This is a genomic window from Cupriavidus sp. SIMBA_020 (genome assembly GCF_046535395.1).
Taxonomy (GTDB): Bacteria; Pseudomonadota; Gammaproteobacteria; order Burkholderiales; family Burkholderiaceae; genus Cupriavidus; species Cupriavidus campinensis.
Map to the genome: position 1 here is coordinate 38357 of NZ_JAWRWU010000014.1, position 12849 is coordinate 51205.

Annotated in this window: 14 protein-coding genes and 1 tRNA gene; 6 read left to right on the forward strand and 9 right to left on the reverse strand. The window is 65.4% G+C overall.

Annotated features, from left to right (window positions below):
- Positions 1-51: 51 nt before the first annotated feature.
- Positions 52-564 (reverse strand): hypothetical protein, encoded by a 513-nt coding sequence (locus SB751_RS22645; protein ID WP_144199370.1) that lies wholly within the window; start codon positions 562-564, stop codon positions 52-54.
- A gap of 378 nt (positions 565-942) precedes the next feature.
- On the opposite strand from SB751_RS22645, the gene fdxA reads away from it, so the two are divergent.
- The 3 genes from fdxA (at position 943) to SB751_RS22660 (ending at position 2776) form a co-directional block, all read left to right on the forward strand.
- Complete coding sequence (fdxA, locus tag SB751_RS22650; protein ID WP_092290086.1) at positions 943-1266, forward strand: ferredoxin FdxA; 324 nt, start codon at positions 943-945, stop codon at positions 1264-1266.
- 87 nt (positions 1267-1353) lie between these two features.
- Positions 1354-2457: an NAD(P)/FAD-dependent oxidoreductase gene (locus SB751_RS22655; protein ID WP_092290087.1), complete on the forward strand. Its 1104-nt coding sequence runs from the start codon at positions 1354-1356 to the stop codon at positions 2455-2457.
- Positions 2458-2700: 243 nt separating this feature from the next.
- Positions 2701-2776: transfer RNA gene (locus SB751_RS22660), tRNA-Asn, on the forward strand.
- A gap of 77 nt (positions 2777-2853) precedes the next feature.
- Here the strand turns inward: SB751_RS22660 and SB751_RS22665 are convergent.
- Both SB751_RS22665 and SB751_RS22670 read right to left on the reverse strand, forming a co-directional pair.
- Positions 2854-3852: a lipase secretion chaperone gene (locus SB751_RS22665; RefSeq protein ID WP_211943969.1), complete on the reverse strand. Its 999-nt coding sequence runs from the start codon at positions 3850-3852 to the stop codon at positions 2854-2856.
- 5 nt (positions 3853-3857) lie between these two features.
- A complete protein-coding gene (locus SB751_RS22670) occupies positions 3858-4781 on the reverse strand; it encodes an esterase/lipase family protein (protein WP_144199374.1) in 924 nt (307 codons plus the stop codon).
- 487 nt (positions 4782-5268) lie between these two features.
- Between SB751_RS22670 and rpsU the strand changes: the two genes are divergently transcribed.
- Complete coding sequence (gene rpsU / locus SB751_RS22675; RefSeq protein ID WP_029044331.1) at positions 5269-5481, forward strand: 30S ribosomal protein S21; 213 nt, start codon at positions 5269-5271, stop codon at positions 5479-5481.
- Between the two features lie 72 nt (positions 5482-5553).
- On the opposite strand, the gene SB751_RS22680 is transcribed toward rpsU, so the two are convergent.
- Positions 5554-6171 (reverse strand): LysE family translocator, encoded by a 618-nt coding sequence (locus SB751_RS22680; RefSeq protein WP_144199376.1) that lies wholly within the window; start codon positions 6169-6171, stop codon positions 5554-5556.
- Positions 6172-6201: 30 nt separating this feature from the next.
- Positions 6202-6732: a PaaI family thioesterase gene (locus tag SB751_RS22685; protein WP_144199378.1), complete on the reverse strand. Its 531-nt coding sequence runs from the start codon at positions 6730-6732 to the stop codon at positions 6202-6204.
- Positions 6733-6855: 123 nt separating this feature from the next.
- Here SB751_RS22685 and nodI point away from each other — a divergent pair, with 123 nt between their 5' ends.
- Together nodI and SB751_RS22695 are read left to right on the forward strand one after the other, a co-directional pair.
- Positions 6856-7749: a nodulation factor ABC transporter ATP-binding protein NodI gene (gene nodI, locus SB751_RS22690; protein WP_244845028.1), complete on the forward strand. Its 894-nt coding sequence runs from the start codon at positions 6856-6858 to the stop codon at positions 7747-7749.
- Position 7750: 1 nt separating this feature from the next.
- Positions 7751-8605 carry an ABC transporter permease gene (locus SB751_RS22695; RefSeq protein ID WP_144199382.1) on the forward strand — a complete coding sequence of 285 codons (855 nt, stop codon included), beginning with the start codon at positions 7751-7753 and terminating at the stop codon, positions 8603-8605.
- A gap of 69 nt (positions 8606-8674) precedes the next feature.
- Here SB751_RS22695 and SB751_RS22700 read toward each other — a convergent pair whose 3' ends face one another.
- The 4 genes from SB751_RS22700 to SB751_RS22715 form a co-directional block, all read right to left on the reverse strand.
- Positions 8675-9883 (reverse strand): O-succinylhomoserine sulfhydrylase, encoded by a 1209-nt coding sequence (locus SB751_RS22700; protein WP_144199384.1) that lies wholly within the window; start codon positions 9881-9883, stop codon positions 8675-8677.
- 24 nt (positions 9884-9907) lie between these two features.
- On the reverse strand, positions 9908-11437 hold the full coding sequence (gene purF, locus SB751_RS22705; RefSeq protein ID WP_144199386.1) for an amidophosphoribosyltransferase: 1530 nt from the start codon (positions 11435-11437) through the stop codon (positions 9908-9910).
- Positions 11438-11522: 85 nt separating this feature from the next.
- Entirely contained in the window at positions 11523-12020 is a 498-nt protein-coding gene (locus SB751_RS22710; RefSeq protein WP_144199388.1) for a CvpA family protein, read from the reverse strand.
- A gap of 47 nt (positions 12021-12067) precedes the next feature.
- Positions 12068-12811 (reverse strand): SPOR domain-containing protein, encoded by a 744-nt coding sequence (locus SB751_RS22715; RefSeq protein WP_144199390.1) that lies wholly within the window; start codon positions 12809-12811, stop codon positions 12068-12070.
- Positions 12812-12849: the final 38 nt, after the last annotated feature.

Sequence of the window (12849 nt, forward strand, 5' to 3'; positions counted from 1 at the left end):
CCCACATGCTAACCGAAACTGGCCGAATGGCCAGGGATGGCCGGAGCTGGGCTAGCTGCCATCCAGCCAGCGCAGGTCGGACGGCACCCCCGGCTGCGCGCCCGACTGCAGGCACCAGAGTGGCGGCCCGCCGCCATCGGCGCAGGTAACCAGCGTGGCCCGCGCGCGGCTGACGGCGGATGGCAGCGGATCGGCAAAATTGCCCGATGGCACCATGATCCGCTCCTGATAGACCTGCTGGCCGGCCCGGTCGAAGCGCAGCACCTGCACCTGCGCGCCCGGCGGCGGATGCAGCTCCGGCCCGCACGGCACCAGGCCCTCGCGGCTGCAGTTGGCCATGCTGTCGCCAGCCGGAGCCCGCACCACGCTGAAGCTGTCCCAGTCGAAGGCGGTCAGCGCGGCCAGCGCCACCGGCTGGTCGGTGCGCGCCCGCCATGCCACCAGCCGCGAGACGACGCTATCGGCCATATTGTTGCCCCGGCCCGCGCCCATCGGCTGCGCGCCGGCGGCCGGCGCCAGAGAAACGGCGATCAGCAGGCAGGTCAGGCGGTGCGAAATGGGCATGGCGCGTCTCGGAAATCGAGGAAGAAGGCGAAAAAATGACCCGAAAGCCCCCGGGCCATACAGGGGAATACTAGTCCGTCGCGCGCCTTTCGTGGCGCAACGGGCGGTTGCCAAGGCGATTTGGGGCCGGGTTCGCCCGGTTTGCACCCAAAAGCACATAAAGAAATAAGAAAACTATCTGACCCGGCTATATAGACTCGCTATCCTTGCGGGAAGGCTCGGATACAATATCGGTCTTTGAAAGGCCACGGCCCCCGTGCGCCCCGACATCCACCGATTGACATGCGCGTGCGCGCGTGTCCGGCGGCCGGGCGCGGCGGCACCACAAGTGGCCTGAACTGTTTCCCATCGAAGACCGATCCGCTTTTTGGAACCGAAATGACTCACGTTGTCACCGAATCCTGCATCCGTTGCCGCTACACCGACTGCGTTGATGTGTGTCCGGTCGATTGTTTCCGCGAAGGCCCGAACTTCCTGGCCATCGACCCCGACGAATGCATTGACTGCGCCGTGTGTGTGGCCGAGTGCCCGGTCAACGCGATCTATGCCGAGGAAGACGTCCCCGGCGATCAGCAGAATTTCATCGATCTGAACGCCGAACTGGCCCGTTCGTGGCCGTCCATCACCAAGACCAAGGCCCCGCTGGCCGAGGCCGAGGAATGGAAGGACGCCACCGACAAGCTGCAATACCTGCAGCGCTGAGCCCCGGCGACACCACAACAAGAAAGCCGCCCCACGCGCTTTCCGCAATACCGGGCACAGCGTGCCCACAAACGTATCAGGACGAATATGGACTTGAGCATTCCAAATCCCGTGGCCGACGCGACCCAGCAGGCCGGCGGCAATCCCGGCGGCCAGCCGCTGGAAATCGACGCGCTGATCGTTGGCGCCGGCCCCGTTGGCCTGTTCCAGGTCTTCGAACTGGGTCTGCTCGAAATCAAGGCGCACGTGATCGACTCGCTCAAGGTAGTGGGCGGCCAGTGCGTGGAGCTGTACCCGGACAAGCCCATCTATGACATCCCGGCCGTGCCCATCTGCACGGGCCAGGAGCTGACCGACAACCTGCTCAAGCAGATCGAGCCGTTCGAGCCTACGTTCCACCTGGGCCAGGAAGTCGCCGTCGTGGAGCGCCGCGAGGACGGCCGCTTCTTCGTCGAGACCTCGACCGGCACGCGCTTCATCACCAAGACCATCTTCATCGCCGCCGGCGTGGGTTCGTTCCAGCCGCGTACCGTGAAGGTGGAAGGCATCGACAAGTTCGACGGCAAGCAACTGTTCTACCGCGTGAAGGATCCGAGCCGCTTCCACGGCCGTAACCTGGTCATCGTGGGCGGCGGCGATTCCGCGCTGGACTGGACGCTGGACCTGGTCGGCAAGGCTGAATCGGTGGTGATGATCCACCGTCGCGACGGCTTCCGCGCCGCGCCGGCATCGGTCGCCAAGATGAAGGAACTGTGTGAACAGATGGAGATGCAGTTCCTGGTGGGCCAGATCAGCGGCTACGAGGAACGCGACGGCCTGATGACCGAAATCAAGGTGACGGGTGCCGATGGCGTCACCCGCCGCCTGCCACTGGACGACCTGCTGGTGTTCTTCGGCCTGTCGCCGAAGCTTGGCCCGATCGCCGAGTGGGGCCTTGAGCTCGAGCGCAAGCAGATCAAGGTGGATACCGAGAAGTTCCAGACGAACATCCCGGGCATCTTCGCCGTGGGCGACATCAACACCTACCCGGGCAAGAAGAAGCTGATCCTGTCGGGCTTCCACGAGTGCGCGCTGGCCGCGTTCGGCGCTGCCCCGTACATCTTCCCCGAGAAGAAGATCCACATGCAGTACACGACGACTTCGCCGAAGCTGCACAAGATCCTCGGCGTGGAATCGCCGGTGTTCGACTAAGCTTGTCGAGTGCCAATGCAGAAAGACCGCCCTCGGGCGGTTTTTTTGTTTGCACAAATCCAAAAGGTCGCTATAATGCGGCCTCGCTGTCGAACACGACACGCAGCAATCGGCGGAAACGCCCGCTGCAGGCCGGTTTCGAGGCGAACCAGAGTTTTTGCAGCAAGTTTCGATGGATAAAAAAACGTCGGAAAGTTGTTGACGAAACGAAGAGAGGCTGGTTATAATTTCCTTCTCAGCTGTTCCCCGATAGCTCAGTTGGTAGAGCGCCGGACTGTTAATCCGTAGGTCCCTGGTTCGAGCCCAGGTCGGGGAGCCAAGAAATACAAAAGCCAGCAGGTTAGCGCCTGCTGGCTTTTTTGTTTTCTGCTCGCCCCTCGCAGCACCCTCCCCTCCTCAGTGGTTTCCCAAACCCCGGACCCGCAGCACCTCGGTGCCGCTGAAGCGCCTGGCGACGAGTTCATCGATCGCGCGCGCCTGAGCCTCCGGTGCAAGGCTGCTGTCCGCGCGTATCGCATCCCGCTCGGCCTGATAGCTCACCAGACGTTGTTTCCACTGCGCCTGCTGCTGGTCGAGCGCGCGGAATCGCTCGGCGGCCTCGGGGCCGAAGCGCTCGGTGCGCAGGCGGTCGATCGCCTCCTGGCTCGCGCCGCTGGCGCGCAGTGACTCGGTGTCCTGCGCCAGTTGCGAAATCTTGCGCGTTTGCGCCAATGGCCGGGCCAGCGACTCCGGCAACTGCTGCGCCAGCGCATCGAGGCGCTGCTTGCGCTCATCCGGGCTCAGCGTGTCATCCGCCAGGACCCGGCGCTGCTCGACGGTGTAGCGGTCCAGCGCTTCCTGCTCGGCGAAGAAGCCCTCGGCCATCACTTGACCCAGATGCTGACGGCGCAGCAAGGCGAGGGTCTGGTAGACGCGTTCAAGATCGCCGGGCGATTGCGATGGTAGTTGCACGTGGGAAGCCGCCTCGAGATAGGTCATATAGCGATCGAACGCCGCCATGACTTCGTCCTGCGCGGTCGCTGGCGTGGCCTGCTCCAGCAGCCACGTTTTGAGGCTCTCCCGCACGCCAGACAGCCGCGCGGGATCCCCCTCGGCCATACCGATCATGTGGTGAAACAGGTTCTTGAGCTTGCGATTGACGATCAGACTGCCGTTGCGGTCGACGTCGACGCCACCGTCGACTGCCACGCCCCGCAGGTGGGACGGAATCGGCAAGGAAGCGGCCGTCGTGTCATCGTCCGATGCCACCTGCCCCATCGTTGGGGGCAAGGCGGCATCCGTCGTCGCAACGGGTGTGGCGGGCGGCGATGCGGGGTCGCCCGGCAGCGAACGGATCGCCACCAGGGCCACAACCGCCACCGCCGCGCCGCTGACAGCGAGCGTACGGATGCCCATGCCGATTACAGCCCTGCTTGCTGCAGCCGGTTGGCGTGCTGGCGATAGATGGTGATCGGATTTGTCTCGAACACGTTGCTCAGCCCAGCCAACTGGTTGATCTCGTCGAGGTGGTTGAGGTGATAGGCCTTGATGAACTGGCCGAGGTGCATGCTGCAGGTCGGGATCGCGCCATCACTGGTCTCGGTGTTCGCCGCGTTCAGGGCGATCAGTGCCGCGTCACTGGCATCCGCCCCGTTGGTCAGCACGCGGTCGCCGCCCCAGGAGTAGTAGCGCACCCCGTTGGCGACGGGCGCGCCGGTGCCGCAGTATGTGCTGGGAAGCCCACCCGGGAACTGGGCGTTGAGCGCATTCATGCCCGGCGTCGACAGGGAAGCCAAAGCACCTGCCGAACTCTGTGGCTGGCCGCCACCCGACAGCAGGTCAATCAAGGTACCGACAGCCGTCGTGACGCTGTTCACCACGGACTGGCTGAAGCTGCCCAGCCCTGTGGCGGCGTCGGCGAACGGCACCCCCCAGTTCGGCGCGCCGACCGCCGTGACCGATGCCACCAGATCGGGGCGCACGCCGGCAACGTAGCGGGAGGTCGGCCCGCCATGGCTATGGCCGATCAGGTTGACCTTCTCGGCACCCGTCGCGGCCAGGATCTGCTGGATCTGCTCGAGCGCCTGCTCGCCTCGCGTCTCGGTGCTGTTGACCGCCGACACCTGCAAGACGTACACGTCGGCGCCATCGGCCTCCAGCGCCAGCGGAATGCCGTAGAAGTAGCTGTAGAAGCCGGCGAGGCTGTCCCAGCCGCCCCAGCCGTGGATCAGGACAATCGGATACTTGGTCGTGGTGTAGCCGGCATGTGCCGGGCTGGACACCGTGAACAGGCACCCGAGTATGCCCAGCGCGAATGCGCTCTGACGCAGCAACTTGCGAATCATGGCCCTTCTCCTCGTCTTGTTGTGGTTAGCGAGAATCCATGAAAGCACAGCGGCAGCCTTCGCCTGCCCCCTCGCGGCGGGTGGACTGGAGGTGGCCGGGGCCCCTCCATCGGCGCCATCCACCCCCACCTCCGCAGGTCCTATCGGGCACTTTTCCCCGCATTTTTCACGGATATGCGGCCCGTGCGCGCCTTGATCTTGACTCCGGGCTCGTATACCTGTAAAAGCTTACCGGCGTATCATTTGCGCAATATCCAAGGAAACAGGTATCTCGCCAAGTTTTTTACTACGTAGGAAAATTTGGCCCTTCACCCCTGACACTGGCAGTCCGGACCCCGGTCCAAGCTTGCAGGTTCGACGGGGGCGCACCTCGGCATTCGCCGCAGCGTGCAATACCACCGTCGCAGAAGGCTCCGGAGCCCCACAGCGACGACGTTTCCCCCTCGTATGAACCCGCCGCCCCGCGGCATTCCCTCAAAGGACTGAGTTGACTAAGATCGTTCTGAAGCCGGGTGAACCCGTTGAAGTTGCAATGCGTCGTTTCCGTCGCGCCATTCTGCAGACTGGCCTGATCGTGGAACTGAAGAGCCGTACCGCCTACGAAAAGCCGACGACCGAGCGCAAGCGCAAGAAGAAGGCTGCCGAGTCGCGTCTGCGTAAGCGTCTGCGCATGCAAATGCTGCCGAAGAAGCTCTACTGATTCGCGCATTGCATAAAGAAACCGCCAGCATGCTGGCGGTTTTTTTTCGTCCCGGCTCAACCCGTCAGGTCATCAAGTGCGCGTGGCAATCAGCGCGCCTGCCCCGATGAGTGTGATGCCCCCGGCACGTTGCACATTGGACTGCGCCCGACGCGTGGTCAGCCGGCTGGCCAGCGAGCGCGCCAGCAGCGCGTAGACCATGGCGTTGGCGCTGGCCAGCACCACGAAGGTCGGGATCAGCACCGCTGCTTGCGGCCAGAAGGCCTGATGCGCGTCCAGGAATTGCGGCACGAATGCCACGAAGAACACGATGCTCTTCGGGTTCAACGCCGTCACGAGCCACGCCTTGGCAAAACGCTGCCCTGCGCTGCCCGCCTGTGCCGGCACGTCGAGCGCACTGGCGCGGCTGGCCGAACGCAACGCCTGCACGCCCAGATAGACCAGATAGGCCGCCCCGGCCCACTTCAGCGCCGTGAACAGCGTGGCCGAAGCCGCCAGCACGGCGCCCAGGCCGGCCATCGACAGCGTGAAAGCCGTGAGATCCCCTGCCGCCACCCCCGCCACCGTGGCAAACGCGCTGCGGCCGCGATGGGCGAGTGCATCGCCAATCACGAGCAGGATCGTCGGCCCCGGAATGATCAGCAGCACCAGGCTCGTCAGCGCGAACGCCAACCAGTGTTCAAACGTCATGGTGTTCTCCTTTTTATTGTGGATATTGGCTCAGGCCGGCAACGGGAACAGCAGGCACGTCGTGGTGGCGTAGGCGTAGAGCTTGCCCTGCGCGTCCGTAAGCCGCCCTTCAGCAATGCCGATCTGGTTGGTCAGGCTTACGACGTTGCCCTCCGCGCGCACGGGGCCGGTGTTGCTGGTCAGCGGGCGCACGTAGTTCACCTTGAGCTCCAGCGTCGTATAACCCTTGCCGGCCGGCAACATGCTGTGTACGGCACATCCCACGCAGGAATCGAGCAATGTGGCCGCGTAGCCGCCGTGCACGGTGCCAAGCGGATTGTAGTGCTCCGGCCCTGGGGTGCCCTGGAACACCACGCGGCCCACCTCGAAAGCCACCGGCAGGAAGCCGACCAGATTGCCGATGGGGATGCCCGGCAGCTTGCCGCTCAGGATATCGTCAAAGAACTCCGCCCCGGAGCGCGCGCGCAACTGGTCGCGCGTAATCAGCCCCACCGGCGCCAGTTGCGCACGCACACGCTCCTCGTCGGCCTGCCACTGGGCCAGCACGTCTTCCACGCTCATCTTGTCTCCCCTGTCATTGCGGGGATTGGCCCCGCACTCCGGAACGATACCCGCAAACCGGCATAATGGCGGGATCGCACTCACCGGGCCTTCGCCTTGACTGCCACCCCTCCCATCCTGCAGATGCGCAACGTGCGCAAGCTGTATGGCGACACAGTCGTCGTCGACAACCTCGACCTCGAAGTCCAGCGTGGCCAGTGTTTCGGCCTGCTCGGCCCCAATGGCGCCGGCAAGACCACCACGCTGCGCATGCTGCTGGGTCTCACCACGCCGGCTTCCGGCACGCTCATGCTGTGCGGGGAGCCGATTCCGCAGCGGGCACCGCAGGCTCGCATGCGCGTGGGCGTGGTGCCGCAGTTCGACAACCTCGACCCGGATTTTTCCGTAATCGAGAACCTGCGCATCTTCGGGCGATATTTCGGCCTGTCATCGGCCGAGATATCGCGGCGCGTGCCGATGCTGCTGGAGTTTGCGCGGCTGGAGAACCGGGCCGACGCGCAGGTGCGCGATCTGTCCGGCGGCATGCGCCGCCGCCTGACCGTGGCGCGGGCCCTGATCAACGATCCGGACCTGCTGGTCATGGACGAGCCGACCACCGGCCTGGACCCGCAGGCGCGCCATCTGATCTGGGAGCGGCTGAAGTCCCTGATCGCGGCGGGCAAGACCATCCTGCTGACCACGCACTTCATGGAAGAAGCCGAGCGCCTTTGCAATCACCTTTGCGTGATCGACGGCGGCCGCAAGATTGCCGAAGGCAAGCCCCACGAACTCATCGACCGGGAGATCGGCTGCGACGTGGTAGAGATCTACGGCGACGAACTGGAGCCGCTGCGCCACCGTGTGACGCCGCTGGCCGAACGGACCGAGATGCGGGGCGAGACGCTGTTCTGCTACGTGCGCGAACCGGGCCCGCTGCTGGCCGCGCTGCACGGCAATGGCAGCGTGCGCTACCTGCACCGGCCGGCCAACCTCGAGGACGTGTTCCTCAAGCTGACCGGCCGCGACATGAGAGACTGAAATGAGCGAACAGGACCCCCGCACGCCCGACGTGGCGGCCAACGCGCCCCGCCCCGCCCCGCCGCCCCGCCAGCACTATCCCCAGCCGCTGCTGCCGCGCAACGCGCGCAACTGGATGATGGTCTGGTATCGCAACTACATGGTATGGAAGAAACTCGCCATTCCGTCGATGATCGGCAACCTGGCCGACCCGATGATCTACCTGTTCGGCCTCGGCCTGGGGCTGGGCCTGCTGGTCGGAGAGGTGCACGGGGTGTCGTATATCGCCTTCCTGGCGGCGGGCACCACGGCGTCGAGCGTGATGATGTCGGCGAGCTTCGAGTCGATGTACTCCGCGTTCTCGCGCATGCATGTGCAGCGCACGTGGGAGGCCATCATGCATGCCCCGCTGACGCTGGGCGACGTGGTGCTGGGCGAGATCCTCTGGGCGGCCAGCAAGGCCGTGCTGTCCGGCGTGGCGATCATGCTGGTGGCGGGCGCGCTGGGCTATGCGCAGTTCCCGGGCGCGCTGGCGGCGCTGCCGGTGATCGTGCTGGCGGGCATCGCCTTCGCGAGCCTGGCGATGATCGTCACGGCGCTCGCGCCGAGCTACGACTTCTTCATGTTCTACCAGACGCTGGTGATGACGCCGATGCTGTTGCTCTCCGGCGTGTTCTTCCCGCTCGAGCAATTGCCGGCCAGCGCCCAGGCCGCGACGCAGGTCTTGCCGCTCGCCCACGCGGTGGCGCTGATCCGCCCGCTGATGCTGGGCCGTCCGGTGGAACATGGGGGATTGCATCTGGCCGTGCTGGCCGTGTACGCCGTGGCCGCGCTGCTGGTGGCGCTGGTGCTGCTGAGGCGCAGGATGCTGCGCTGAGGTGCAGGATACGCCCTCTCCCGGCACCGGGAGAGGGGTAAAAACAAAACGATTTACTGGCTTGCTGGCTTACTGGCCCAGCCCGCGCAGCAGATCGGCCTTGATGTCGGCCACCGATTCCAGTCCCACGGCCAGGCGGATCAGCCCTTCGGTGATGCCCGCCGCCGCCTTCGCTTCGGGTGCCACGCGACCGTGCGTGGTGGTGTACGGATGCGTGATGGTCGTGCGCGTATCGCCCAGGTTGCCCGTGATCGAGCACACCTTCGTGCTGTCGATCACGCGCCAGGCATTGGCGCGCTGCTGCTCGGGCGTGGCGCCCTTCAGCTCGAACGAGACAATCGCCCCGCCGCCGCTCTGCTGGCGCATGGCGATGTCGTACTGCGGATGGGACTTCAACGCCGGGTGGTACACCTTGGCCACAGCCGGATGCGCCTCCAGGAACTCCGCCACCGTCAGCGCGCTCTGCGAATGCCGCTCCATGCGGATGGCCAGCGTCTCCATGCCCTTGAGCATCACCCACGCGTTGAACGCGGACAGCGTCGGGCCGGCCGTGCGCACGAACGGGAAGACCTTGCCCATGATGTAGTCGCGCTTGCCGACCACCGCGCCGCCCAGCACCCGCCCCTGTCCGTCGATGTGCTTGGTGGCCGAATGCACCACCACGTCCGCGCCGAACTTGATCGGCTGCTGCAGCGCCGGCGAGCAGAAGCAGTTGTCCACCACGAACAGCGCGCCCGCATTGTGGGCGATGTCGGCAATCGCCGCGATGTCCGAGACCTCGGTCAGCGGGTTCGACGGCGTTTCCAGGAAGAACAGCTTCGTGTTCGGCTTGACGGCGGCACGCCACGCGGACAGGTCGCCCGTGTCCACGTACGTCGTCTCCACGCCGAACTTGGCCAGGATTGTGTTGAACAGCGTCATGGTCGAGCCGAAGATCGACCGCGAGCTGACCAAGTGGTCACCCGATTGCAGCGACGCCAGCGCCACGGACAGGATCGCGCTCATGCCCGATGCCGTGGCCATGCACGCCTCGCCGCCTTCCAGCGCCGCCAGCCGCGACTGGAACATCGACACCGTGGGATTGGTGAAGCGCGAGTACGTGTAGCCCTCTTCCGAGTTGGCAAACCGCTCGGCCGCCTCGGCGGCGCTGTGGAAGCAGAAGCTCGAGGTCAGGTACATCGCCTCGGAGTGCTCCATGAACTCGCTGCTGCGCAGCGTGCCGGCACGCACGCCAAGGGTATCGATACCGAGGGACTCTGGTTGGAACGGTTCGCTCATGCTGCTGGCTGTCTTCTGATCGGATTATTCGTGGTTGCCCGAGCGCTGCAGGTGCAGTTGCGAGCGCTCTGTGTCGGCGTTCGTGCCGTCGCGGTCAGCCTGGCTGCGCGCGGTCTCCAGGCGCACCAGGTATTCCTCGTCGATATCGCCGGTGATGTAGCGGCCATCGAAGCACGAGGCGTCGAAGTCCCGCAGCGCCGGGTTGATGTCGCGCACGGCCTGCTTCATCGCTTCCACGTCCTGGTACACGAGCTTGTCGGCGCCGATCATCTGCGCCACTTCCTCGTCGGTGCGGCCGTGGGCCACCAGTTCGCTGCGCGTGGGCATGTCGATGCCGTACACGTTCGGGTACTTCACCGGCGGCGCGGCCGAGGCGAAGATCACCTTGTTGGCGCCGGCGTCGCGGGCCATCTGCACGATCTCGAACGAGGTGGTGCCGCGCACGATGGAATCGTCGACGATCAGCACGTTCTTGCCCTTGAACTCCACGCCCATGGCGTTGAGCTTCTGGCGCACCGACTTCTTGCGCACGGCCTGGCCCGGCATGATGAAGGTGCGGCCCACGTAGCGGTTCTTGAAGAAGCCCTCGCGGTAATCCACGCCGAGCGAGTTGGCTACCTGCATGGCGGCCGGGCGGCTCGAGTCGGGAATCGGCATGACCACGTCGATGTCGCCGGTAGACACTTCGCGGCGGATCTTCTCGGCCAGGTAGTCACCCATGCGCAGGCGCGCGTCGTAGACGGGCACGCCATCGATGCACGAGTCCGGGCGGGCCAGGTACACGTACTCGAAGATACAGGGCGTCAGCACCGGGTTCTCAGCGCACTGCTTGCTGTAGAACTTGCCGTCCATGTCGATGAAGATGGCCTCGCCGGGCGCCACGTCGCGCTCCATGCGGTAGCCCATGCCTTCCAGCGCCACGGATTCCGACGCGATCAGGTATTCCTTGCCGGTCGGGGTGTCGATGCTGCCGATGCAGAGCGGGCGGATGCCGAACGGATCGCGCACGGCCAGCAGGCCGTAGCCGGCGATCTGGGCGGTGATCGCATAGGCACCCTTCACGCGGCGATGCATGCCGGAGACGGCCTTGAAGATCGCCTCGGGGTCCAGGGACAGCCCGTCGCTGCCGCGCTGGAGTTCGTCGGCCAGCACGTTCAGCAGCACTTCGGTGTCCGAATGCGTGTTGATGTGGCGACGGTCGCGGCGGAACATCTCCTCGCGCAGCTGTTCCGAGTTGGTCAGGTTGCCGTTGTGGGCCAGGATGATGCCGTACGGCGCGCTCACGTAGAACGGCTGGGCTTCTTCCTCGCTCGAGGCGGAGCCGGCCGTCGGGTAGCGCACCTGGCCGATGCCGGACGTGCCCGGCAGGCCGCGCATGTTGCGGGTGCGGAACACATCGCGCACGAGGCCGTTGGCCTTGTGCATGTGGAAGGTGCTGCCGTTGGCCGTGGCGATGCCGGCTGCATCCTGTCCGCGGTGTTGCAACAGCAGCAGGCTGTCATAGATCAATTGGTTGACAGGGCTGGTGGAAACCACGCCGACGATACCGCACATGCCGCACTCCCAGGAAAGGCAACTTTGATTCAGGGGCGCGGTCCCGGCTGCAATCCGGTAGGAGGAGACGGGACCCGCGTTGACTTCAGGTCTTCACATACTTGGCCAGGTCCGGCGGCAGCCATTGCCGCAGCTCGTCCATGGCCTGCATCACATAGGGGCGCGACACCGCGTCGCGCCAGAATTGTTCTTCCGGCAGCTTGGTGAGCCCGGCCAGCACCACGACCAGCATCACGATCAGCACGCCGCGCGCGAGGCCAAATACCAGCCCCAGGCCGCGATCCGCGGGCTTCAGGCCCGTGGTTTCCAGCAACTGGCCGAGGATGGCGCCGGCCAGTGCGGACACGATCCAGGTACCGAAGAACACTGCCAGGAAGCCCAGCGCACTGCGCGTGAGCTGCCCGCCGGGCAGCGTTTCCGGCATCCACTGGGCCGCCATCGCGCCGAAGTGGTAGGCCAGCAGGAAGGCCACCACCCAGCCCACCAGGGCCAGCACCTCGCGGACCAGCCCGCGCAGGATGCCAATCAGGCCCGAGGCCACGAGGATGAAGGCAACGCCGTAATCGAAAAAAGTAAAAGCCATGCGTCTGGCGCTTGTTCCTGGCAGATGACCCGTCAGATGGGGGCGATTTACAGTTCCACCACCTTGGAGGTCAGGCCCACGGCCTTGACCTTCTTGTCGGCCGCATCGGCGGCGTCACGATCGGTGAACGGGCCGGCGCGCAGCAGGATCCGCTCGCCGTCGGCAAGCGTCTTTTTCTCCACATAGGCCGGCACCTTGCTCGCCTTGAGCTTGGCCAGCCAGTTCTTCGCACGTTCCTCGGAGGAGAACGCGCCAATCAGGATCATGAACTTGCCGCTGCCGGTGGCCTTGTCAGCCGGCTTGTCGGCGGGCTTGGTCTCGGCGACCTTGGTATCGGGCCTGGCTTCTGGCTTGGCCTCGGCACGCGGCTTGTCGGCCGCGGCGGGCGCGCTGACGAGTTCCTCGCCAGCGTCCAGCGCGGCGTCATTGCGCGCGGCGGCTGGCGCGGGCGGCAGCGGATCGGCCTTGCGTGCCTCGACCTTCGGTTTCTGCGCAGCGCCCTGCCCGTTGGCCACCTTGACCGCCACATCTTCCGAGACGGGGCGCGGCTTGTGTTCGAAGACGATGGGCAGCACGATGACCGCCGCCACGAGCAGCACCACGGCGCCGATCAGGCGGCGCCGCGCGCGTTGCTTCTGCGGGAAGTCGGGGTCGAGGGTGTCGTCGGCGTATTCCTCGTTCAACCGGCGCGACGCGCCGACGCCGGCGCCCACGTCCGCGCGCGTACGACGACCGCGCTCCGGTGCCGGATCAGAGCCCTTGCGGGACGAGAACAGCGAAAGCAGGCCCATGGATGCCGATGCCTAGAGAGTGATTCGGTGCGATGTCA

Coding starts and splice junctions, on each gene's coding strand:
- SB751_RS22715 (WP_144199390.1), bottom strand. CDS start 12,811: ATGGGCCTGCTTTCGCTGTTCTCGTCCCGCAAGGGCTCTGATCCGGCA.
- SB751_RS22665 (WP_211943969.1), bottom strand. CDS start 3,852: ATGGGCATCCGTACGCTCGCTGTCAGCGGCGCGGCGGTGGCGGTTGTG.
- SB751_RS22695 (WP_144199382.1), top strand. CDS start 7,751: ATGAGCGAACAGGACCCCCGCACGCCCGACGTGGCGGCCAACGCGCCC.
- SB751_RS22700 (WP_144199384.1), bottom strand. CDS start 9,883: ATGAGCGAACCGTTCCAACCAGAGTCCCTCGGTATCGATACCCTTGGC.
- fdxA (WP_092290086.1), top strand. CDS start 943: ATGACTCACGTTGTCACCGAATCCTGCATCCGTTGCCGCTACACCGAC.
- purF (WP_144199386.1), bottom strand. CDS start 11,437: ATGTGCGGTATCGTCGGCGTGGTTTCCACCAGCCCTGTCAACCAATTG.
- SB751_RS22670 (WP_144199374.1), bottom strand. CDS start 4,781: ATGATTCGCAAGTTGCTGCGTCAGAGCGCATTCGCGCTGGGCATACTC.
- SB751_RS22645 (WP_144199370.1), bottom strand. CDS start 564: ATGCCCATTTCGCACCGCCTGACCTGCCTGCTGATCGCCGTTTCTCTG.
- SB751_RS22655 (WP_092290087.1), top strand. CDS start 1,354: ATGGACTTGAGCATTCCAAATCCCGTGGCCGACGCGACCCAGCAGGCC.
- nodI (WP_244845028.1), top strand. CDS start 6,856: ATGCGCAACGTGCGCAAGCTGTATGGCGACACAGTCGTCGTCGACAAC.
- SB751_RS22685 (WP_144199378.1), bottom strand. CDS start 6,732: ATGAGCGTGGAAGACGTGCTGGCCCAGTGGCAGGCCGACGAGGAGCGT.
- SB751_RS22680 (WP_144199376.1), bottom strand. CDS start 6,171: ATGACGTTTGAACACTGGTTGGCGTTCGCGCTGACGAGCCTGGTGCTG.
- SB751_RS22710 (WP_144199388.1), bottom strand. CDS start 12,020: ATGGCTTTTACTTTTTTCGATTACGGCGTTGCCTTCATCCTCGTGGCC.